19 protein-coding genes are annotated in these 20,654 nt (G+C 67.0%); 14 read left to right on the top strand and 5 right to left on the bottom strand.

Annotation, left to right across the window (positions count from 1 at the left end):
* Nucleotide 1 precedes the first annotated feature (1 nt).
* The gene (locus RMCB_RS36835; RefSeq protein WP_264028617.1) at nucleotides 2-1,810 is read right to left on the bottom strand and encodes an EspA/EspE family type VII secretion system effector; all 1,809 of its coding nucleotides are present in this window, start codon (nucleotides 1,808-1,810) and stop codon (nucleotides 2-4) included.
* Between the two features lie 160 nt (nucleotides 1,811-1,970).
* Nucleotides 1,971-2,639, bottom strand: a complete 669-nt coding sequence (locus RMCB_RS16350; protein ID WP_062829610.1) for a GAP family protein — start codon at nucleotides 2,637-2,639, stop codon at nucleotides 1,971-1,973.
* A gap of 117 nt (nucleotides 2,640-2,756) precedes the next feature.
* Here RMCB_RS16350 and RMCB_RS16345 point away from each other — a divergent pair, with 117 nt between their 5' ends.
* From RMCB_RS16345 to RMCB_RS16330, 4 genes are all read left to right on the top strand, one after another.
* Nucleotides 2,757-3,347: a TetR/AcrR family transcriptional regulator gene (locus tag RMCB_RS16345; RefSeq protein ID WP_062829609.1), complete on the top strand. Its 591-nt coding sequence runs from the start codon at nucleotides 2,757-2,759 to the stop codon at nucleotides 3,345-3,347.
* A gap of 105 nt (nucleotides 3,348-3,452) precedes the next feature.
* Nucleotides 3,453-4,178 carry a cysteine hydrolase family protein gene (locus RMCB_RS16340; RefSeq protein ID WP_062829608.1) on the top strand — a complete coding sequence of 242 codons (726 nt, stop codon included), beginning with the start codon at nucleotides 3,453-3,455 and terminating at the stop codon, nucleotides 4,176-4,178.
* A gap of 26 nt (nucleotides 4,179-4,204) precedes the next feature.
* Nucleotides 4,205-5,152, top strand: a complete 948-nt coding sequence (locus tag RMCB_RS16335; RefSeq protein WP_062829607.1) for an aldo/keto reductase — start codon at nucleotides 4,205-4,207, stop codon at nucleotides 5,150-5,152.
* A 46-nt stretch (nucleotides 5,153-5,198) separates the two neighbouring features.
* Nucleotides 5,199-5,759, top strand: a complete 561-nt coding sequence (locus RMCB_RS16330; protein WP_234792140.1) for a DNA-3-methyladenine glycosylase I — start codon at nucleotides 5,199-5,201, stop codon at nucleotides 5,757-5,759.
* Between the two features lie 19 nt (nucleotides 5,760-5,778).
* On the opposite strand, the gene RMCB_RS16325 is transcribed toward RMCB_RS16330, so the two are convergent.
* The gene (locus RMCB_RS16325) at nucleotides 5,779-6,402 is read right to left on the bottom strand and encodes a CYTH domain-containing protein (RefSeq protein WP_029373887.1); all 624 of its coding nucleotides are present in this window, start codon (nucleotides 6,400-6,402) and stop codon (nucleotides 5,779-5,781) included.
* 184 nt (nucleotides 6,403-6,586) lie between these two features.
* Here RMCB_RS16325 and clpB point away from each other — a divergent pair, with 184 nt between their 5' ends.
* The 6 genes from clpB to RMCB_RS16295 all read left to right on the top strand — a co-directional run bounded on the left by clpB (nucleotide 6,587) and on the right by RMCB_RS16295 (nucleotide 14,323).
* On the top strand, nucleotides 6,587-9,133 hold the full coding sequence (gene clpB / locus RMCB_RS16320) for an ATP-dependent chaperone ClpB (protein WP_062829605.1): 2,547 nt from the start codon (nucleotides 6,587-6,589) through the stop codon (nucleotides 9,131-9,133).
* Nucleotides 9,134-9,292: 159 nt separating this feature from the next.
* Nucleotides 9,293-10,153: a trehalose monomycolate transport factor TtfA gene (gene ttfA / locus RMCB_RS16315; RefSeq protein ID WP_029373885.1), complete on the top strand. Its 861-nt coding sequence runs from the start codon at nucleotides 9,293-9,295 to the stop codon at nucleotides 10,151-10,153.
* An 87-nt stretch (nucleotides 10,154-10,240) separates the two neighbouring features.
* Nucleotides 10,241-11,593: an ABC transporter substrate-binding protein gene (locus tag RMCB_RS16310; RefSeq protein WP_062829604.1), complete on the top strand. Its 1,353-nt coding sequence runs from the start codon at nucleotides 10,241-10,243 to the stop codon at nucleotides 11,591-11,593.
* Nucleotides 11,590-12,462: a carbohydrate ABC transporter permease gene (locus tag RMCB_RS16305; protein ID WP_062829603.1), complete on the top strand. Its 873-nt coding sequence runs from the start codon at nucleotides 11,590-11,592 to the stop codon at nucleotides 12,460-12,462. The genes RMCB_RS16310 and RMCB_RS16305 overlap by 4 nt, the downstream gene beginning before the upstream one ends.
* Nucleotides 12,459-13,262 carry a carbohydrate ABC transporter permease gene (locus RMCB_RS16300; protein ID WP_062829602.1) on the top strand — a complete coding sequence of 268 codons (804 nt, stop codon included), beginning with the start codon at nucleotides 12,459-12,461 and terminating at the stop codon, nucleotides 13,260-13,262. Before RMCB_RS16305 ends, RMCB_RS16300 begins: the two co-directional genes overlap by 4 nt.
* Nucleotides 13,259-14,323 carry an ABC transporter ATP-binding protein gene (locus RMCB_RS16295; RefSeq protein WP_062829601.1) on the top strand — a complete coding sequence of 355 codons (1,065 nt, stop codon included), beginning with the start codon at nucleotides 13,259-13,261 and terminating at the stop codon, nucleotides 14,321-14,323. The genes RMCB_RS16300 and RMCB_RS16295 overlap by 4 nt, the downstream gene beginning before the upstream one ends.
* Before the next feature lie 50 nt (nucleotides 14,324-14,373).
* Here RMCB_RS16295 and katG read toward each other — a convergent pair whose 3' ends face one another.
* Together katG and RMCB_RS16285 are read right to left on the bottom strand one after the other, a co-directional pair.
* Nucleotides 14,374-16,608 (bottom strand): catalase/peroxidase HPI, encoded by a 2,235-nt coding sequence (katG, locus tag RMCB_RS16290; RefSeq protein WP_062829600.1) that lies wholly within the window; start codon nucleotides 16,606-16,608, stop codon nucleotides 14,374-14,376.
* Between the two features lie 34 nt (nucleotides 16,609-16,642).
* The gene (locus tag RMCB_RS16285; RefSeq protein ID WP_029370394.1) at nucleotides 16,643-17,095 is read right to left on the bottom strand and encodes a Fur family transcriptional regulator; all 453 of its coding nucleotides are present in this window, start codon (nucleotides 17,093-17,095) and stop codon (nucleotides 16,643-16,645) included.
* Nucleotides 17,096-17,200: 105 nt separating this feature from the next.
* On the opposite strand from RMCB_RS16285, the gene RMCB_RS16280 reads away from it, so the two are divergent.
* Genes RMCB_RS16280 through RMCB_RS16265 form a run of 4 tightly spaced genes read left to right on the top strand, consistent with a single transcriptional unit; the run spans nucleotide 17,201 to nucleotide 20,652 of the window.
* The gene (locus RMCB_RS16280; RefSeq protein ID WP_029370395.1) at nucleotides 17,201-17,977 is read left to right on the top strand and encodes an SDR family NAD(P)-dependent oxidoreductase; all 777 of its coding nucleotides are present in this window, start codon (nucleotides 17,201-17,203) and stop codon (nucleotides 17,975-17,977) included.
* A gap of 6 nt (nucleotides 17,978-17,983) precedes the next feature.
* Entirely contained in the window at nucleotides 17,984-18,874 is an 891-nt protein-coding gene (locus RMCB_RS16275; RefSeq protein ID WP_062829599.1) for a hypothetical protein, read from the top strand.
* Complete coding sequence (locus RMCB_RS16270; RefSeq protein ID WP_062829598.1) at nucleotides 18,871-19,524, top strand: TrmH family RNA methyltransferase; 654 nt, start codon at nucleotides 18,871-18,873, stop codon at nucleotides 19,522-19,524. Before RMCB_RS16275 ends, RMCB_RS16270 begins: the two co-directional genes overlap by 4 nt.
* A 15-nt stretch (nucleotides 19,525-19,539) precedes the next feature.
* Nucleotides 19,540-20,652: a glycoside hydrolase family 76 protein gene (locus tag RMCB_RS16265; RefSeq protein WP_062829597.1), complete on the top strand. Its 1,113-nt coding sequence runs from the start codon at nucleotides 19,540-19,542 to the stop codon at nucleotides 20,650-20,652.
* Nucleotides 20,653-20,654: the final 2 nt, after the last annotated feature.

Here is a 20,654-nt window from a genome sequence, read left to right as displayed (position 1 = left end):
GTCAGACCTGCTGGGTGGGCGGACGGGAGACGACGGGTGCGGCGTTGGGGTGATCCGGATCGAGTGTCACGTTGACCGGCCCGTGCACCTGCTCGCGGTCCATGTCGAACTCGAAGTGAATCGGGGCCCGCTCGCCGGGAGCGCCCGGCCCGGCCTGGGCGCCGGCCGGTTGCGCGTTCTCGGGTTTGACGTCGGCCTTTCCGTCCTTGTCGGCGTCGCCGTCCGCTTTGTCGCCGTCTTCGTCCTTGGCGTCCTTCTCCAAGTCCTTACCGTCTTTGTCCTTGGCCCCGTCCTTCTCGCCGGGGCCGGGCTCCTGGGCCTTCTGGTTCTGGGCATTCTGGGCGGCCTGGGCACCCTGCTGGGCAGCCTGGCCGATCAACGAACCGAGCGCACTGCCGAGGCCGCTGAGCAATCCGCTCGGGGAGCCGCCGCCGGAGGCACCGCCGCTGGGCAGGCCACCGGGCACCCCGCCGGACGATCCGGTGGACATGCCGGCCGGGTTCGCAGCCCCTGATCCTTGGCTGACCGGAGCTCCGCCGGTCCCACTGCCGCCGGTGCCTGCGGCCGGGTTGCCGCCGCCGCTGCCGGTGCCGCCACCTCCGCCGCTGGCTGTGCCGCCGCCACCTCCACTGCCAGTGCCGCCGCCGGTGCCGCCACCGCCTCCCGGATACATGCTCTCGCCGCTGCCCGGTGTCGCGTTGTCGCCGAGCGGGGTCTGGTTGAGCCACGGGGGTGTCTGGGACTCGGGCTTGCCGTGGGGGTCCTTTTGATGCGGCCGGCGGTTACCGCGCGTCGACGGCGAGAACGACGGCGAGCCATCGAGTTTGGCGTTGGACGCGACGTCGCGATAGGAATTGGCGGCCTGTTGGATGGCCTGGGCGTTCTGCATCGAGTTGCTCACCATGTTGGCCATCGCCGGAGTCGCGATGGCCATGCCGCTGGCCACCGCGGCGATCTGGATGGCGACCGAAACAGCCTCGCCCCCAAGGGGGTCGGCCATCGCGATGGAGGCCGGCAGGATGGCGAGCTGGAGAATGGTTGCGGCACTGTTGAGTTGCTGCACCGTGACGCCCAGTTGCTCGGCTTCCTGAGCCAGGACCTGCGCGACGGTGCTGTCGGTCTCGGCGAGCGTCTGCATCCGGCCCTGCTGTTTGACGTTCTGCTTGGAGTAGGCGCTCGCGCCGCCACCCTCCCAGCTGTCATCGGGCGCAGCGGAATCGAGGGACTGACCGACGTTGTCGAGCTGGTCGGCGCCGCCGGCGAAGCCCTCACCCGTGTCGGGGCTGCCGTCGCCGCACATGTCGCTCATGCCGTTGATGACTTTGAGGCCCGCGTCGATGATCGGTGTCTCCGGTGCGTTGGAGAAGAACTGCCTGCCGATGTCGATGAGATTGCCCAGGCCACTGGCCAGGCCGCCGAACGTGCCGCTGAATATGTCTTTTACGTCGCTGGCGACATCGGAGACCGTGTCGGTGATGTCCTTGACGTCGGAGACGATGTCTTTGATGTCGGAGACGATGTCCTTCGCGTCGTCGAACGCGTTTTTGATCTTGCTGAAGATGCCACCGCCGTGGCCGCCCTCGTTGCCGGGATGGTGGCCGCCGGGATTGTGCGGGTGGTGGCCGCCGGGAGTGCTCGGGTGGTGCCCGCCGGGATTGTGGGGATGCTGGCCGCCGGGATGAGGGTGGTGTTCGCTTGAATTCGGCTGGTGCCCACCGGGATTGCGCGGATGGTGCCCGCCGGGGTTGGGGTGGTGGCCGCCCGGATTCGGGTGATGCCCTCCCGGGTGGTGTGGAATCCTCGGCGCCATGTGGCAACGCCCCCTCTCGTCGAAAATGAGGCTAACAGCGCATCGATGGGGGTGAACGCACCAATTCGCCGCGACGGGAGAGGCCTACTGTGAACGCTACCAGCGACTTTCCAGCTACTTCACAGAAAGTGTGCCGCCGAGCCAAAGCCCGGTCGGCCCATTAGAGCGCGTGAATGCCCTTGTACAGCACCAAGAGTCCGATCACCACGAGGATCCCCGCCACGAGCACCGCATGTTGGCGCTCCATCCAGTCTTTGAGGCGGGTCAGCAGCGGGTCCAGCCGCTCACCCGATACCGCATACGCCAGGATCGGCAGTGCCACTGTCGAACTGGCGATCACCACGTAATAGATGACGGCAGGCCACGCCCGGTGCTGGCCCAGCCCGGCGCTACCGATCGCCAAACCTGCTGCGGCACAGATGAACAGGACCTTGGGGTTGACTGCCGTGAGCGCCGCGCCCGTGACCGCCGCGCGAGGCGGGCTCAACTTGCTCATGCTGCTCAGCCAGGCCGGGCTGTGTTCGGACTTCGCCCGGGTGAGCCAGCGGTACACGCCGAACACGACAAGGGCGATGCCGATCACGATGCGTAGCCACGACGCCCATTTCGGCGCCTTGTCGAGTCCGCCGAGCAGGTTGGACACCTCGACGAACACCGCCGTCAGGACGAAGAGCCCGGCGAGCCAGCCGGTGAGGAACGCCAGGCCGGTCGGCCGGGGCCGTGGGGTGTGCAGCACCAGCACGGCGGGAATGATCGACAGCGGTGACAACGCCACCACCAGTGCCAGTGGGATGAGTTCGGTGAGCACCGACCCCCAGCTTTCGGACATGGCCGGACCTCTCTTCGCAAGTGTCAGTGCAGAAGGTAGCAACGAAGCCGCCGCCGTGCGACGGTGCCGGCCGGCCCGTTGCTCTCGATAGTTGACCGGTCGCCTAATATCAAAGGTATGCCACGACCGTCAAATCCCGAAGTGCGTCGCCGGCTCCTGCGAGCAGGGCTCGACCTCGTGCACGCGCGTGGGTTCTCGGCCAGTGGCGTCAAGGACATCACCGACGGTGCCGGTGTGCCCAAGGGATCCTTTTACGCGTATTTCCCCAGTAAGGAGGAGTTCGCCGCCGCGGTCCTGGAGCACTACTGGTCCGATATCGAATCGCGGCTGCTGCCGATCCTCGACGCGGACGGTCCGGCACAGCAGCGGATCGCACGGTTCTTTCACGCGCTGGCCGACGAGCACGAGGCCGGCGATTTTCTGCTGGGATGCCTCGTCGGGAACCTGTCACTGGAACTCGGCGGCGCCAGTGAACCGGTGCGCGCCGAGCTGACCCGCATCCTCGACCGATGGGACGACGCACTCACGGCATGTCTGCGTTCGGGGCAGCGCGACTCGGGGGACATCAGATCGGATCTTGACGCGGAGGAGTTGGCCTCCGTGCTGATCGAGGGATGGGAGGGGGCGGCCCTTCGCGGGAAGGTGACCCGTAGCCGCATCCCGTACGACCGGTTCGAATCGGTCACCCTGCCGGCGCTGCTGCGCTGAGCTGCTCTGTCGCGGAATGCGGGGCATCGATCTCTTGTTAGATAGACGACTGGTCATTTATTATTGCGGACGTTGAACCTTCCGCTCCGAACCGAGGATGACCCCATGACCGACGCGAGCATGTACACCGAACCGCAGCATCCCGCCCTGCCGCCGTCCGGATTCGTACTCGACCCCGAGCGCGCCGCGCTCGTCATCACCGATCCGCAAATGGATTTCCTCAGCCCCGAAGGTGTTTCGTGGCCGGTTTTCGGCGACAGCATCAGCGCGAACGACACCGTCGCTCACATCGGCGAACTGTTCGACGCCGCGAAGCTCGCCGGTATCACCGTCGCGGTGTCGCCGCACTACTTCTATCCGACCGACAAGCAGTGGCGCTTCGGCGATCCACTGGAGAAATTCATGGATGGCGTCGGCATGTTCGCGCGCACAAACGCCTACTCGATGGACGGCTTCGCAGGCTCCGGCGCCGATTTTCTGCCCGCTTACCAACATCACATCCACGACGGGCGCACTGTGGTCACCTCACCGCACAAGATTGTCGGCCCCGAGTCGAACGATCTCGTGCTGCAGTTGCGCAAACGCGGTGTCAGCCAGGTCATCCTCGCGGGAATGGCCGCCAACCTGTGCGTCGAAGGCCATCTGCGCGAACTCGTCGAGCAGGGCTTCGAGGTCGCCGTCGTCAAGGACGCCACGGCGGGAGCCCGGCTGCCCGAGGGGGACGGCTACCTCGCCGCGTTGGTGAATTTTCGCTTCCTCGCCAGTGCGGTCTGGACCACGGTCGAGGCCGTCGGCCAGCTCGCAGTGGCCACACCCCAACCAGCCCAATGAGATTGACAATAAGGAGGTCATCCACCATGACATCGAACAAGAATCCGCAGCAGCGCAGATTCGTCTTGAACAACAGCGGCGAGATGCCTGCGCTCGGATTCGGGACCTTGGTCTCCGATAGCAACGAGACGCGGAATGCCGTCAAGGCCGCGGTCGAGGCGGGATTTCGCCATCTCGACGCCGCCGAACGGTACCGCAACGAGGCGGAGGTCGGCCTGGCACTCAAGGAATTGTTCGCCGACGGAACCGTTCGTCGGGAGGACCTGTTCGTGACCACCAAGCTGTGGAACAACAACCATCGGCCTGAACGGGTCGAACCCGCGTTGCGGGCCAGCCTGGACAGGCTTGGGCTCGACGCTGTGGATCTCTATCTCATGCACACACCGTTCGCGTTCGCGCCCGGCGACGATCAGGACCCCCGCGACGCGCATGGCGCTGTCATCTACGACGACGGGGTGACGCTCGAACAGACTTGGGAGGCAATGGAAGCCCTTGTCGATGCGGGACTGACCCGAGCGATTGGGCTGTCTGACATCGGTGTGGAAGGCACGCGGCGGATCATCGACGCCGCTCGCATCAAACCGGCGGTCGTAGAGGTCGAATCGCACCCGTATCACCCGCAGTGGGAACTGCATGAGTTGTGTGCGGCCGAGGGCATCATCCTGCTGGCGTTTGCGCCGCTCGGGCACGCGGTCGAACCGCGACTGCTCGACGATCCACTGGTGGTGTCGCTGGCGCGCCGCTACGGAAAGACGCCCGCGCAAGTGCTTCTCGCCTGGGGTATACAGCGCGGCACCGCGGTGCTGACATCATCGGTCAAGCCGGCGCGCATACGCGAAAACTTCGATGTCACAGCACTTCCCGAGGATGCGATCCGCGAGATCTCCGAGCTGGAAACTCGCTACCGGTTCAACTCCGTCGTGGACGGCGGCGAGCCTGGATTTGTCGAAGTGCCGCAGGGCAGCGGGGTCTGACTTGAAGGCGATGGCCGGTGTGGGGATGGCGCCGGAGTTGGCCACGGTGATCACCGGCGCCGACGGTGTCACACGTTGCCGCTGGGCGACCGCGGCGGGCCGCGACCTGACCGGCTACCACGACAGCGAATGGGGCACACCGACTCACGATGAAGCGGCAGTGTTCGAGGCATTGGTCCTGACGTACTTCGAGAATGGCCTGTCCTGGGCCACCGTCTTCGACAAGAGGGACAACCTGCGCGTGGCATTTCGCGGATTTGACCCGGCCGCCGTGGGAGCGATGACCGCTGACGACGTTGAACGACTGATGGCCGACACGTCGATCATCCGCAACCGGCGCAAGATCGAAGCCACGGTGCACAATGCCGGACTGCTGGTGAAATCATCGCTGTCGCAACTGGTCTGGCGATACCGTCCGCGCGGGCACCATCGATTGCACAGCTGGGCCGATGGGCGAATGGCGACTGCGGAGTCCTGCGGGATGGCGCTGGCATTGCGAGAGGCAGGGTTCAGGATGGTCGGTCCTGTGGTGGCTCACTCCTTCATGCAGACCATCGGAATCGAGAACGGCCATTTCGAAGGCTGTTTCCGCGCCGCGCCGCACTGATCGCTGACGCCAGAGGCGGTCAACTGCCTTCGAATTGGTTGCGGCCCAAGGTGTCGACGAACGTCGGGCCCAGGGCGTCGAGTTCGCGTCGGTACTCCTCGGCCCATCCGCCGAACGGGTGGTACGCCAGATATTCGTTGCGGAACCGGTCGTCCTCGGATACCTCGGTCACACAGAACGCGGGGATCGCCAGGTCGACGACCGGGCCACCGCGTTCCACCTCGGACAGCACGAGCGGGCTGTTGCCGCCGAGGAACCGGTCGATGATCCAGCCGTCCTCACCCAGCCATGCCGAGTACCGCACCTTGGCGACGACGTGCTCGGCCCGGCGCACAATTTGGCCCGCGACCATCGGATCGAGTTCGCGTTCGGCCTCGTAGCGGGTACCGCCCACGGCGGGCCCCTTGGCGGTCATGGTCCCGATCGACTCTTCTCCCAGAGCCTCGACGAGCTCGCCGGGTGTGGTCTGCAGGTCGGCGGGGGCCGGCCCCTGGACCCGGACCCGGACCGCGTAGCCGTCGGCGGAAAACAGGTAAGCCTGCACGATCAAGGCGGGGGTGGGATCCGACGCCGCCACGGCGGGCAGCTCGCGGACGAAGAACTTCCGCTCGTATTCGAAGTCACCGAAGCCGGATTCGGACATGCGTAGACGGTAGCCCCGTCCTGCCGAAACGGCGTGGACCTTGGCCGATTGCCGGCGTCCGGTCACCGGAGCCGGGCCGATCGGAAATTGACCGAAAAATTTTCAGAGTTGAGCGGAACAGACTCAACCTTGACTACGTTGTACATCGCGACAAGCATTTTCTTCATCAGAAAAGGGAGGTGTCGTGGACTCGTTCAACCCGACGACCAAGACTCAGGCGGCGCTGACCTCAGCGCTGCAGGCGGCCAGCTCTGCCGGTAACCCGGAGATCCGGCCCGCCCACCTATTGATGGCACTGCTCACTCAGAACGATGGCATTGCCGCACCCCTGCTGGAGGCCGTCGGTGTCGATCCCGCGACGATCCGGGCCGGAGCGCAACGGCTGCTCGACCAGCTGCCCAGCGCCAGCGGCGCCAGCTCGCAACCGCAGCTGAGCCGGGAATCGCTGGCTGCCATCACCACAGCCCAACAGCTCGCGACCGAGATGGACGACGAATACGTCTCCACCGAACATCTGATGGTCGGCCTGGCCACCGGTGACTCCGAGGTCGCCAAGCTGCTCAGCAACAACGGCGCGTCGCCGCAGGCCCTGCGCGAGGCGTTCACCAAGGTTCGCGGCAGCGCCCGCGTCACCAGCCCGGACCCCGAGGGCAGTTATCAGGCGCTGGAGAAGTACTCCACCGACCTGACCGCGCGCGCCCGCGAAGGCAAGCTCGACCCGGTCATCGGCCGTGACAACGAGATTCGTCGCGTCGTGCAGGTGCTGTCGCGGCGTACCAAGAACAACCCCGTGCTCATCGGCGAACCCGGCGTCGGCAAGACCGCCATCGTCGAGGGCCTGGCCCAGCGCATCGTCGAAGGCGATGTGCCGGAAAGCTTGCGGGACAAGACCGTCATCGCCCTGGACCTCGGATCCATGGTGGCCGGTGCCAAGTACCGCGGTGAATTCGAGGAGCGCCTCAAGGCCGTCCTCGACGACATCAAGAACTCCGCGGGCCAGGTCATCACGTTCATCGACGAGCTGCACACCATCGTCGGCGCCGGTGCCACCGGCGAATCCGCGATGGATGCGGGCAACATGATCAAGCCCATGCTGGCCCGCGGTGAGCTGCGGCTGGTCGGCGCCACCACGCTCGAGGAATACCGCAAGTACATCGAGAAGGACGCCGCCCTGGAGCGTCGCTTCCAGCAGGTGCTGGTCGGCGAACCGTCCGTCGAGGACACCGTCGGCATCCTGCGCGGCCTCAAGGACCGCTACGAGGTGCACCACGGCGTGCGCATCACCGACTCGGCGCTGGTCGCCGCGGCGACGCTGTCGGACCGCTACATCACCAGCCGGTTCCTGCCGGACAAGGCCATCGACCTGGTCGACGAGGCCGCGTCGCGGCTGCGCATGGAGATCGACTCCCGACCCGTCGAGATCGACGAGGTCGAGCGGCTGGTCCGTCGTCTCGAGATCGAGGAGATGGCGCTGTCCAAGGAAGAGGACGACGCGTCCAAGGAGCGGCTGGAGAAGCTGCGCGGCGAGCTGGCCGACTACAAGGAGAAGCTCGCCGAGCTCACCACCCGCTGGCAGAACGAGAAGGGCGCCATCGACGTGGTCCGCGAGCTCAAGGAGCAGCTGGACACGTTGCGCGGTGCAGCCGACCGGGCCGAGCGTGACGGCGACCTGGCCAAGGCCGCCGAGCTGCGCTACGGACGCATCCCCGAGGTCGAGAAGAAACTCGACGCGGCGCTGCCCGTGGCCGAGGCCCGCGAGAACGTGATGCTCAAGGAAGAGGTCGGCCCCGACGACATCGCCGAGGTGGTCGAGGCCTGGACCGGTATCCCGGCAGGCCGGATGCTCGAGGGCGAGACCGCCAAGCTGCTGCGTATGGAGCAGGAGCTGGGCAAGCGCGTCATCGGACAGGCCGAGGCGGTCGTCGCGGTGTCGGACGCGGTGCGCCGCAGCCGGGCCGGGGTGGCCGACCCCAACCGGCCGACGGGCTCGTTCATGTTCCTGGGCCCGACCGGTGTGGGCAAGACCGAGCTGGCCAAGGCGCTGGCCGAATTCCTGTTCGACGACGAGCGCGCGATGGTCCGCATCGACATGAGCGAGTACGGCGAGAAGCACTCGGTGGCTCGGCTGGTCGGTGCGCCTCCCGGCTACGTCGGCTACGACCAGGGCGGCCAGCTGACCGAGGCGGTGCGCCGGCGTCCATACACCGTGGTGCTGTTCGACGAGATCGAGAAGGCCCACCCGGACGTGTTCGACGTGCTGCTGCAGGTGCTCGACGAGGGCAGGCTCACCGACGGCCAGGGCCGCACGGTCGACTTCCGCAACACCATCCTGATCCTGACCTCCAACCTGGGCGCCGGTGGCACCCCGGAGCAGGTGATGGCCGCGGTGCGGGCGGCGTTCAAGCCGGAGTTCATCAACCGGCTCGACGACGTGCTGATCTTCGACGCGCTCAAGCCCGACGAGTTGGTCTCGATCGTCGACATCCAGCTGCAGCAGCTCGACAAGCGGCTGGCGCAGCGCAGGCTGTCGCTCGACGTCTCGCTGGACGCCAAGAAGTGGCTGGGTGACCGTGGTTTCGACCCGCTCTACGGCGCGCGTCCGCTGCGCAGGCTGGTGCAGCAGGCCATCGGCGATCAGCTCGCCAAGAAGCTGCTGGCCGGTGAGGTGCACGACGGTGACGTGGTGCCCGTGAACGTCAGCGAGGACGGCGAAAGCCTCGTCCTGGGCTGATTTCCCCCGCCGAGCAGACGTGAGCACCCCCATTTCCACGCGGAAATGGGGGTGTTCGCGTCTGCTCGCGAGAAGAGTCGGGAAGAGAAAGCGCACGTAACCGGGTTGTGACCTTAGTTAGTTCGAGCAACCGGCCTACCAACAAGTAGGCTAGGTGCGATGGTCCCGCTCTGGTTCACGCTGTCCGCACTCTGTTTCGTGGGTGCGGCAGTGCTGCTGTACGTCGACATCGACCGTCGACGTGGGTTGGGGCGACGCCGCAAGTCGTGGGCGAAGTCGCATGGCTTCGACTACGAGCATGAGTCCGACGAGATCCTCAAGCGCTGGAAGCGCGGGGTGATGTCGACTGTCGGCGACGTCACGGCCAAGAATGTCGTGCTCGGCCAGATTCGTGGCGAGGCGGTATTCATTTTCGACATCGACGAAGTCGCCACGGTGATCGCATTGCACCGCAAGGTCGGCACCAACGTCGTCGTCGACCTCCGACTCAAAGGCATCAAGGAGCCGCGGGAGAGCGACATCTGGCTGCTCGGCGCGATCGGCCCGCGGATGGTGTACTCCACCAACCTCGACGCCGCCCGTCGCGCGTGCGACCGCCGGATGGTCACGTTCGCCCACACGGCCCCCGACTGTGCCGAGATCATGTGGAACGAACAGCACTGGACGCTGGTGAGCATGCCCGTCACCAGCACCCGGGCCCAGTGGGACGAGGGGCTGCGCACCGTGCGGCAGTTCAACGATCTGTTGCGGGTGCTGCCGCCGGTTCCGCAGAACGGCTCATCGGCACCGGCCAGCCAGGCCGCGCTGGTGCGTCGCGCCGGATCGCCGAGTCGTCCGCTGCAGCCCACCTCGGCCGGACGGCGCGAGCTGCCGCCGGGCCGCGCCGACGCGCCCCCCGGACGTGGTGACGTGAGCCGCTACACGCAGCAACGCCAGGAGCCCACCCGCTCGGATACCATCCGCAGGGCTGTGCCGCCGCAGGCGCGCAACGGGCGCCACGCTCCGCACTACCAGCGCTAGCCGGCGGCCGGCCGGGGCCGGCCGATCAAGATCGTCCTGAGTTTTTCCCTCGTGCGGACCCCGGTCCTTTTCGTACCGTCACGTCGCGTGACGTCTTACGCCCTCTCGCGCCGTCGTGCGCTGCAACTGTTCGGACTCGCCGGGGGAGCGGCGCTGCTGGGTCCCGCGCTGGCGGCGTGCGGATCCTCCGGCGGCGGCAATGCGCTGGCCACCGACACGGCCGTCTCCGGCAAGTTCGACGGTGTCACACTCAAGCTGCTCGTCAACCAACCGCACGTGACATCCTTCCGCGACGTGCTCGCCCCGGCGTGGAAACGGGAAACCGGCGGCACGTTGGAGGTGACGGCGGCCCCTTACGATCAGCTGACCAGCAAGCAGATCCTCGATGTGCAAAGCGGCACAGGGGAATTCGACGTCTTCGACTACTTCTACTTCGGCCTGGGCGATCTCGTGGACGCCGGCGCGCTGGTTGACCTGACCGGTTGGATCCAGACCAACAAGTCCGCCATCGGAGTGGACGGTTACCTGAAGTCCGTCTACGACCCGTACACGCTGCTGGATGGCAAGCGTTACGGCCTGCCCTACGACGGCGACGTGCACATCCTCTTCTACAACGCCGAACTGCTGGACAGATACAAGCTGGAACCACCCAAGACCTGGGACGACTACGACACGATCGCCGCCAAGATCACCAAGGATTCCCGCGGTGCGGCCTACGGAGCCATCGTCTCCGGCCAGCAGGTTCCGATGATCCTCGGCTGCTCCTACATCAACCGGCTCACCGGCTACGGCGGCGAATTGGTCGACGGCAGCGGGAAACCCACTCTGACGTCCGACGCGTCGATCGCCGCCCTCAAGCACCTCGTCGACGTCGCACCCGTGGCGTTGCCCACACCGCTGCAGGTCGGCTTCGATCAGGCCAACACCGCCTTCCTCACCGGGCAGGGCGCACTGCTGGACACCTGGACCGACATGGCGCTGCGGGCCGAGGATCCGACCGCATCCAAGATCGCCGGCCGCTGGGGTGCGGTGACGCTGCCCGTCGGTGGCGCCAACACCACCCCGCGGACCGCGCTGGACGCCGGTTTCGGGCTCGGCATCTCGACGGCGTCCAAACATCAAGACGCCGCGGCGGCGTTCCTCACCTGGGCGACCGCCACGCCGCAGAACCTCAAGCTGTCCTCGACGGCGGGAAGCGGTATCGACCCGGTGCGCGGCGACGTGCTCAACTCGGACGGCTACGCCAAGGTCGTCACCAAGGCGATCGGCCCGATCCGGCAGGGCCTCGACGGCGATCCGCTGGTCTGGCCGAAGGCGAAGGGCGCGCCGAAGTTGTTGCAGGACTTGGTCGATCAGCTCGCGCTGGCGATCGCAGGCACCCAGACGGTGGAACAGTCCCTGGAGAACGCGCAGAAGAGCTGGGAGAGCGCCGCGGCATGACGCGACGCATCCCGCTCTGGCTGGCCCTGCCCGCCGTCGCCGGACTGGTGTTGTTCCTGGTCTACCCGACCGGCTATCTGATCGCGCTGGCGCTCACCGACTCGTCGCTGGCCCACCCCCTGCGCGCGTTCAACGGCGCCCACAACTTCCAGACCGCCTTCGCCGCACCGGCTTTCCCGCCGTCGTTGTGGCGCTCCACCCTGTTCGCCGTTGCCGCGACCGGGTTGACCACCGGTGTCGGTCTGGTGCTGGCAGTGCTGTTGCGTGCCAGGGGCACCCGCTTCGGGTCGATCGGGGCGCTGCTGTTGCTGCCACTGGTCACCGCACCCGTGCTGATCGGCGTGTCCTGGAAATTGCTGCTGGCACCGGTCGGTGGAGGTCTGGCCGATGTGTTCGGCTCTGTCGGGCTGAGCGGGTTCAACCCGCTGGGCTCTGGCACGGGGGCCTTCGTCGTCCTGCTGGCGATCCACGTGTGGCAGTGGACCCCGTTCGCCGTGCTCATCCTGTTCGCCGCCCTCGGTGTGGTGCGCCAGGAGTTGTTGGAATCCGCCTACATCGACGGTGCCGGACCGTGGCGCACGTTCACCACCGTGACGTGGCCTGCGATCGCACCGACCGCGCTGGCGGTCCTGGTGCTCGAGTTGGTGATCGGCTACAAGGTTTTCGATCTGATCGTCGTGATCACCTCGGGCGGGCCGGGTTTCGCGACCTCGCTGACACCGTACGTGATCTACCAGACCGGTCTGCGCGGCAGCTTCGACATGGGGACCGCCGCCGCGCAGACGCTGGTTTTCGCCTTTGTCGTCGGCGCGGTGGCCACGATGTTGACCAAAGCCCGGGCCCGCGTGGTGAAAGCTGAGCAGTCATGAGGGCCCGGTTGCTGATCCGGGTAGGTCTGGTCGCGGCGGTCGTCGTCGCGTTGGTGCCCATCGGGTATCTGGTGTCGCTGTCGTTGCGTCCACCGGGCGATGTGCTGAACTCCAGTCTGCTGCCGACCCAGTGGACGTGGCACAACTTCGTGTCGGTGTTCGACACCATAGCGCTCGGCACGATGTTGCGGAACTCATGGGTATCGGCTCTGGGAGCGGCGGTGCTAGCCGTGCTGATCGCCACGCCCGCAGCGTATTTCACCGCGCGCCGGGTCGGTGGCGAGCGCTTGCTCACCGCACTGCTGGCCGGCTACTGCGCCCCGCCGATCGTCGCGATCATCCCGCTGTTCTTCCTGCTGCGTGATTTCGGGCTGACCAATCATGTGCTGGGCCTCATCGTCGTCAACGGCGTGGCCAACGTTCCCGTCGCAGCCTGGCTGCTCGACGGTTTCGTGCGCCGTATCCCCGTCGAGATCGATGAGGCCGCGGTGATCGACGGGCTGTCCGTGGCCGGGGCGTTTCGCAAGGCGGTGCTGCCGTTGCTGTGGCCGGGCATCGTCGCCGCCCTGCTGGTGGTGTTCTTCCTGAGCTACAACGACTTCCTGTTCGCCGTGTATCTCGCCGTTACGAAGGAGAGCCAGACGTTGACCGTCGGATTGTCACTGTTCCAAGGAGACCGCAACGTACAGTTCGGCCAGCAGGCCGCTGCGGGTCTGCTCGGCATCATCCCGGTCTACGTGCTCGCGCTGGCCGCGCAGCGCTTCCTGGTGGGCGGGCTGACCGCGGGTGCGACCAAGTGACGACGGTCGAATTGGCAGGCGTCACCAAGACCTACGGCGGTGCTCCGGTGGTCGACGGGCTCGACCTGAGCTTGCCGGATGGATCGCTGACCGTGCTGGTCGGGCCGTCCGGTTGTGGCAAGTCCACCACGCTGCGCATCACCGCCGGGTTGGAGGCGGCCGACAGTGGCAGCGTGCGCATCGGTGGCCGCGACGTCACTGCGGCTACGCCGCGGGATCGCGACGTGGCCATGGTGTTCCAGAACTACGCGCTGTACCCGCATCTGAGCGTGGCGGGCAATATCGCGTTCCCGCTGCGCAATGCGGGTGTGGGCAAGGACGAGGCGTTGCGGCGGGCGCGTACCGCGGCCGCCCGGGTCGGGATCGAGGACCTGCTGGCGCGCAAACCGCGGCAGCTGTCCGGCGGTCAGCAACAGCGGGTGGCCATCGCCCGCGCGCTCGTGCGCACCCCGTCGGTGTTCCTCTTCGATGAGCCGCTGAGCAACCTGGACGCCAAGCTCCGTGTGGAGCTGCGGTCCGAGATCCGACGCCTGCAACAGGAACTCGGCATCACCGCTCTGTATGTCACCCATGATCAGGAGGAGGCGATGACCATCGCCGATCAGCTGGTGGTGCTCAACGCCGGCCGGATCGCGCAGCGGGGGACCCCGGAGGAGCTCTACGGCGCCCCAGCCGACACGTTTGTCGCGGGTTTCATCGGTTCACCGAGCACCAACCTGATCGACGGGGTGATCGGCGACGGCGTGTTCACGGCGGAGGGCCTGGCATGGCCGGCACCGGACGGCGTCGGTGGGCCTGTGACGTTCGGAGTGCGGCCCGAAGATCTGATCGTGGTACCGGACGCCGAGGGGACCGCGCGCGTCGACCTGGTGGAACTGCTGGGCCCGCGCTATGTGGTGATCGTCAAGGCCGGTGCGCGCCGGCTCACCGCGGTGGTGGAGGCGTCGACGGTGGCCGGCTGGCCAGGGGTACCCGTACCTGGTGACCCGGTACGGGTACAGGTGCGCGCGGGCCGGGAACATCTCTTCGATGCCGTCACCGGAGCCCGCCTGCCGCAGTGATTCGTGCGCGTTCCGTAACGCCAGGCGTTACGGAACGCGCACAAGCCGCGCTACTTCTTGACGTCGAACCGATCGTTGTCGGTCACCTTGACCCACGCGGCGACGAAGTCGTTGACGTACCGCTGCGCACCGTCGGCCTGGGCGTACACCTCGGAGATGGCCCGCAGCACCGAATGTGAGCCGAACACAAGGTCATTGGCCGTCGCGGTCCACTTCAGATCGCCCGACGCCCGGTCACGGCCCTCGTAGACGTTCTCCTGCGACTCCGCAGGCTTCCATTCGGTGCCGATGTCGAGCAGGTTGACGAAGAAGTCGTTGCTCAGTGTGCCGGGACGGTCGGTGAACACACCCTGCTTGCTGCCGCCGTGGTTGGCGCCCAGCGCCCGCAGACCGCCGACCAGCACCGTGAGCTCGGGCCCGGTGACGCCCAACAGGTAGGCACGTTCCAGCAGGAGCTGCTCCAGCGGCGTCTTCTCGCCGGGCCGGATGTAGTTGCGGAAACCGTCGGCCCGCGGCTCCAGCACCGCGAAGGACTCCACGTCGGTGCTCTCCTGCGTGGCATCGGTGCGGCCGGGGGTGAACGGTACGGTCACCGAGACACCGCCGTCCGTGGCGGCCTTCTCGATCGCGGCGTTGCCCGCGAGCACGATGACGTCGGCCAGCGACACCTTCTTCGAACCCGCGGCGTTGAAGTCGGCCTGGATCTTCTCCAGCACCGGCAGCACCTTGTCCAGCTCGGACGGCTCGTTGGCCTCCCAGCTGCGCTGCGGCTCCAGCCGCAACCGTGCCCCGTTGGCGCCGCCGCGTTTGTCGGTGCGGCGGAAGCTCGATGCCGCGGCCCACGCGGTCTTCACCAGCTGCGGCACCGTCAGGCCCGAATCCAGGATCTTGGCCTTCAGGGCGGCCGCGTCGACGTCGTCGATCAGCTCGCCCTCGACCGCAGGCACCGGGTCCTGCCACAGCTGCGGTTCGGCCACCCACGGGCCGAGGTACCGCGAGATGGGCCCGAGGTCGCGGTGCAGCAACTTGTACCAGGCCTTGGCGAACGCCTCGTTGAGTTCCTCGGGATGGTCCAGCCAATGGCGGGTGATCTTGCCGAACTCCGGGTCAACGCGAAGCGCCACATCGGTGACGAGCATGGTCGGTTTGCGGTTCGGCGCGCCCGGGAACGGCGGCGGGATGATCGCCTCGGCGTCCTTGGCCTCGAATTGCCATGCCCCAGCCGGGCTCTTGGTCAGCTCCCACTCGTAGCCGTACAGGATCTCCAGGAACGAGTTGCTCCACTTGGTGGGCGTGGGGGTCCACACCACTTCGAGGCCGGAGGTGATGGTGTCACCGGCGTTCCCGGATCCGAAGGGGCACTTCCAGCCCAGACCCTGCTGTTCGATCGGGGCACCCTCGGGCTCCGGGCCGACCAGGTCACCGTCGCCCGCCCCGTGGGTCTTGCCCAGGGTGTGACCGCCGACGATGAGCGCCGCGGTCTCCTCGACGTTCATCGCCATGCGGCCGAACGTCTCCTTGATGTCGATGGCCGCCTGCAGCGGATCCGGATTGCCTTCGGGGCCTTCGGGATTCACGTAGATCAGACCCATGGTGGTGGCGCCGTAGGGCTGCGCCAGCTCGCGCTCGCCGGAGTACCGCTTGTCGGTACCCAGCCAGGTGTCCTCTTCGCCGAACAGCACCTCTTCGGGCTCCCACACGTCCTCGCGGCCGAAGCCGAATCCGAACGTCTTGAACCCGGCCGATTCGAGGGCGACGTCGCCGGCGAAGATGATCAGATCGGCCCAGGAGATCTTGTTGCCGTGCTTCCGCTTCACCGGCCACAGCAACCGCCGCGCCTTGTCGAGGTTGGCGTTGTCCGGCCAGCTGTTCAGCGGGGCGAACCGCTGCAGGCCCTGCCCGCCGCCGCCGCGTCCGTCGAAGATGCGGTAGGTGCCTGCGGCGTGCCAGCTCAGCCGGATGAACAGACCCGCGTAGCTGCCGTAGTCGGCCGGCCACCAGTCCTGCGACGTGGTGATCACATCCAGGACATCGGCCTTGAGGGCATCGACGTCAAGCTTTGCGAATTCCGTTGCGTAGTCGAAGCTTTCGCCCAGCGGGTTCGACGCCGGCGCGTGCGGGTGCAGCCGCGACACGTCGATCTGCTCGGGCCACCAGTCCTGGTTGGTCAGCGGGGCGTGCGACTGGGGCTTCGGCGAGGCGATGGCCGGGTTCTCGCTCTCGCTGCGGCTCGCAGTGTCGGCGTCGGGGTGGGGTGGGCGGCTGTGGGACGTATCGGATGACACAACATTTCCTTCCGGGTTTTCGATAGGTCTGTGATCAGGCGTGCGATCGGGAAGCCGAGGCCGAGCAGTCGGGACACAGGCCCCAGTAGATGACCTCGGCCTCATCGACCACGAAACCGTCGATGGCCTCGTCGAGGTCCGACGGTGTCAAGCAGGGCGCAGCGCCGATCGCGCAGTCGATGTCGGCGATGGTGCCGCAGCTGCGGCACACGACGTGGTGGTGGTTGTCGCCCACGCGGGTCTCGTACCGGGCCACCGAACCGAGGGGCTGGATCCGGCGCAGCAGCCCGACCGAGGTGAGGGCGCTGAGCACGTCGTAGACGGTCTGGCGCGAAACCTCCGGCAAGACCGTGCGCACGGCGCTGAAGATGGTCTCGGTGTCGGCGTGCGGATGGGTGCGCACTTCCTCCAGGACAGCGATGCGCGGCCGGGTGACGCGCAGCTGGGCGGCGCGGAGCTGGTCCGCATATTCCGCCGTTGTTGCCACGGCATCACTATTGCCCGCTATCTGGAATGGATAAACGTTTTATTGCGGTCGTGCGTTTAAAGCCGGCAGCCATCGGGTCGCTTACCGTTCAGTAATGTGTCGGGCATGTCCCGCCCCGTCGCGCTGATCACCGGACCGACATCGGGGCTCGGGGCGGGATTCGCCCGCCGATACGCCCGGGACGGCTATGACCTGGTGCTCGTCGCCCGCGACACCGCCCGCCTGGAGCAACTGGCGGCCGAATTGCACGACGAGGCGGGTGTCGGCGTCGAGGTGCTGCCCGCGGACCTGGCGGTGTCCGCCGACCGGGCCAAGGTCGCCGATCGGCTGCGCTCCGGCGTGCAGGTGCTGGTCAACAACGCCGCGTTCGGCACCTCAGGGGAGTTCTGGACCGCTGAATTCGCCCGGCTGCAGGCCCAATTGGATGTCAATGTCACCGCGGTGATGGAGCTGACGCACGCGGCGCTGCCGACGATGGTCGAGGCGGGCAGGGGCACCGTGATCAATGTGGCCAGTGTGGCGGGGCTGATTCCGGGACGCGGGTCGACGTATTCGGCGTCCAAGGCGTGGGTGGTGTCGTTCAGCGAAGGGTTGGCCAACGGCCTGGCGGGCACCGGAGTGGGCGTGCACGCGTTGTGCCCGGGGTTCGTCCGCACCGAATTCCACGCGCGGGCAGGTATCGACATGGCCGATACCCCGTCGTACATGTGGCTCGAGGTCGACGACGTGGTGCGCGAATGCCTGGCCGACGTGGCCAAGGGCAGGGTCGTCATCGTGCCGGGTCTGCAGTACAAGGTGCTGACGACCGGGAGCCGGCTGGTGCCGCGCAATTTTGTGCGTGCGGTGACGAGGGTGGTAGGCAAGGGCCGTGGCAGAACCTGAGGCACAGTGCGGGCACTGATCGCGGCGGTGACGGCGATGCTGCTCGTCGTCGCCACGGCCTGTTCGTCCGACGGCGCCCCGCGCCGCACGTACGAGGCTCTCACTGCGTCGTTCGGTGCCTCGCTGACGGTGCTGGGCTGGCATTTCACATTGAACAACCTGCGGTTCGACAACGAGCACGTCCTCGTCGATGTCGACGCCTCGGCCGCCGGTGACCAACGGGCAAAACCAGAGGACCTCCGGTTCGGTCTGTACGGCGCACTGTCGCACCCGCTCGAAGCCAACGGATTGGGCGGGTGCACCGGGGTGAACAGCCTGGGTATCCGGCCGCTGGCTGCCTCCGGTCCCGACAAACTCAGTGGCACAGTCTGTTTCGGTCCGTTGCGCGACCAGAGCCAGGTCCGCGGGGTGTACGTCTATTCGCCGCGCGAGCGCATTCCGAAGACTACCGTGGCCTATCCGGCCGCCTTCCCGGTCGGAATGCTGCCCACCGATGCGGGCGATACCGGCATCACCATCAAGACGACCAGTGTCGACGCGTTCAGTGCCGACGGTGCTCAACTGGCCCCGACCGCGATGGGCGCACCGGACGCCTTCAAGGGCAACGGCTACATGCTGCTCGGACTCGAAATCGACGGCCTGGCAAAGCGTTACCGGGACGACTCGGCGCAGCGCGGCGGGCCGCTGATGGTCGTGGCGGCTCCGACGCTACCGCCGCCAGGGCTCAGCTACGCCTGTTCGGCTTACGGGTCTTCGGTGCTGTTGCTGCCGGACGCGTCGCGCGAAGCGGTGAATACCCGGACTTCGCTGTGCACACAAGGCGAGATCAACGCCGCACTCCTGTACGCCACGGTGTCGGTGATCGGCACACACGCCGCGTTGTGGACCAAGCCATGAGCGAGCCACTGGGCCCAACGGAATGGGGACAGACACCCGGGGTCGGCCCGTGGCCGGGCCCGCTTCCCTCGGGAGACGACGCCGCGCGCTACGACCCGGAGCTCCTGCGGACCGGCGACACCCGCAATGTCGTTGACGCCTACCGATATTGGACCCGCGAAGCGATCGTGGCCGATATCGACCGACGCAGACATGCGCTGCACATCGCGATCGAGAACTTCGGCAACGATGCGAACATCGGCGCGGTGGTGCGCACCGCCAATGCGTTCGCAGTCCACACCGTCCACATCGTCGGCAGGCGGCGGTGGAACCGGCGTGGCGCCATGGTCACCGATCGCTACCAGCGGTTGCGCCATCACGACACCACCGCCGACCTGCTGGCCTACGCCGCGGAGGAGAACCTCACGGTCGTCGCCGTCGACAACGTGCCGGGCGCGACCCGGCTCGAACAGACCGAGTTGCCGCGCGACTGCCTGCTGGTGTTCGGCCAGGAAGGTCCGGGGATCACGCCGGAGGCGCAGGCCGGTGCGGCGCTGACGGTGTCCATCGCGCAGTTCGGATCGACCCGCAGCATCAACGCCGGGGTTGCTGCCGGAATAGCCATGCACGCCTGGATCACCCGACACGCCGACATTTCGGCGGCCTGGTAGGGCAGGATCGGGGTCATGGATCAGCTATGGGCCAACCGCGCGGGCAGCGCCGAAGCTGCGATCATCCAACGACACCTGAGCAAACTCTGGTACCTGCCGGGTACCCAACTCGGCGTGGTGGCCTGGCCGTCGACGCCGAAGTACCGGCATTTCGGCACCTGGCACTACTGGTGGCAGGCCCATCTGCTCGACTGCCTGGTCGATGCGCAGGTGCGCGATCCGCAGCCCGATCGCAAGCTGCGCATCGAACGGCAGATCCGGTCGCATCATCTGCGCAACACCGGGTGGACCAACGACTACTACGACGACATGGCTTGGCTGGCACTGGCTTTGGAGCGCGCGGGCCGGCTCGCCGGAGTCGAGAAGCCCGGTGCGCTCAAGAAGCTGTGTGAGCAGTTCGTCAACGCCTGGGTGCCCGAGGACGGCGGCGGAATCCCGTGGCGCAAGCAGGACCAGTTCTTCAACGCCCCGGCCAACGGCCCCGCAGGCATCTTCCTGGCCCGCTACGACGATCGGCTGCGCCGCGCCCAGCAGATGGCCGACTGGATCGACGAAACCCTGATCGACCCGGAAACCCATCTGGTGTTCGACGGCATCAAGGCCGGTTCGATGGTGCGGGCGCAGTACACCTACTGCCAGGGGGTCGTGCTCGGCCTTGAGGTGGAGCTTGCGGTGCGCACGCAGGATCCCCGGCATTCCGAGCGCGTGCGTCGACTCGTCGCGGCGGTCGCCAAAGAGATGACCGAGGACGGCGTCATCAAAGGGGCCGGTGGCGGTGACGGCGGGCTGTTCAACGGCATCCTGGCGCGGTATCTCGCTCTGGTGGCGACGACGCTGCCGGGCGACACCGCCGAGGATGCCGCGGCGCGCGACACCGCCAAGTCGCTAGTTCTGAAATCGGCGGAGTCGGCGTGGGATTACCGTCAGACCGTCGACGGCCTGCCGCTGTTCGGCCCGTTCTGGGATCGCAACGCCGAGGTGCCCACGTCCGCGGGGCAGGAAGCCGAGTTCGTCGAGGGTGCGGTGAACGCCTCGGCGATCCCCGAGCGCGACATGTCGGTGCAGCTGTCGGGGTGGATGTTGATGGAGGCCGCCCACACCCTGTCCGACGAACCTGACCATGGGTGAGC

The sequence above is a fragment of the Mycolicibacterium brisbanense genome (genome assembly GCF_001570425.1).
GTDB lineage: Bacteria > Actinomycetota > Actinomycetes > Mycobacteriales > Mycobacteriaceae > Mycobacterium > Mycobacterium brisbanense.
This window is presented reverse-complemented; position numbering and strand designations above follow the sequence as displayed.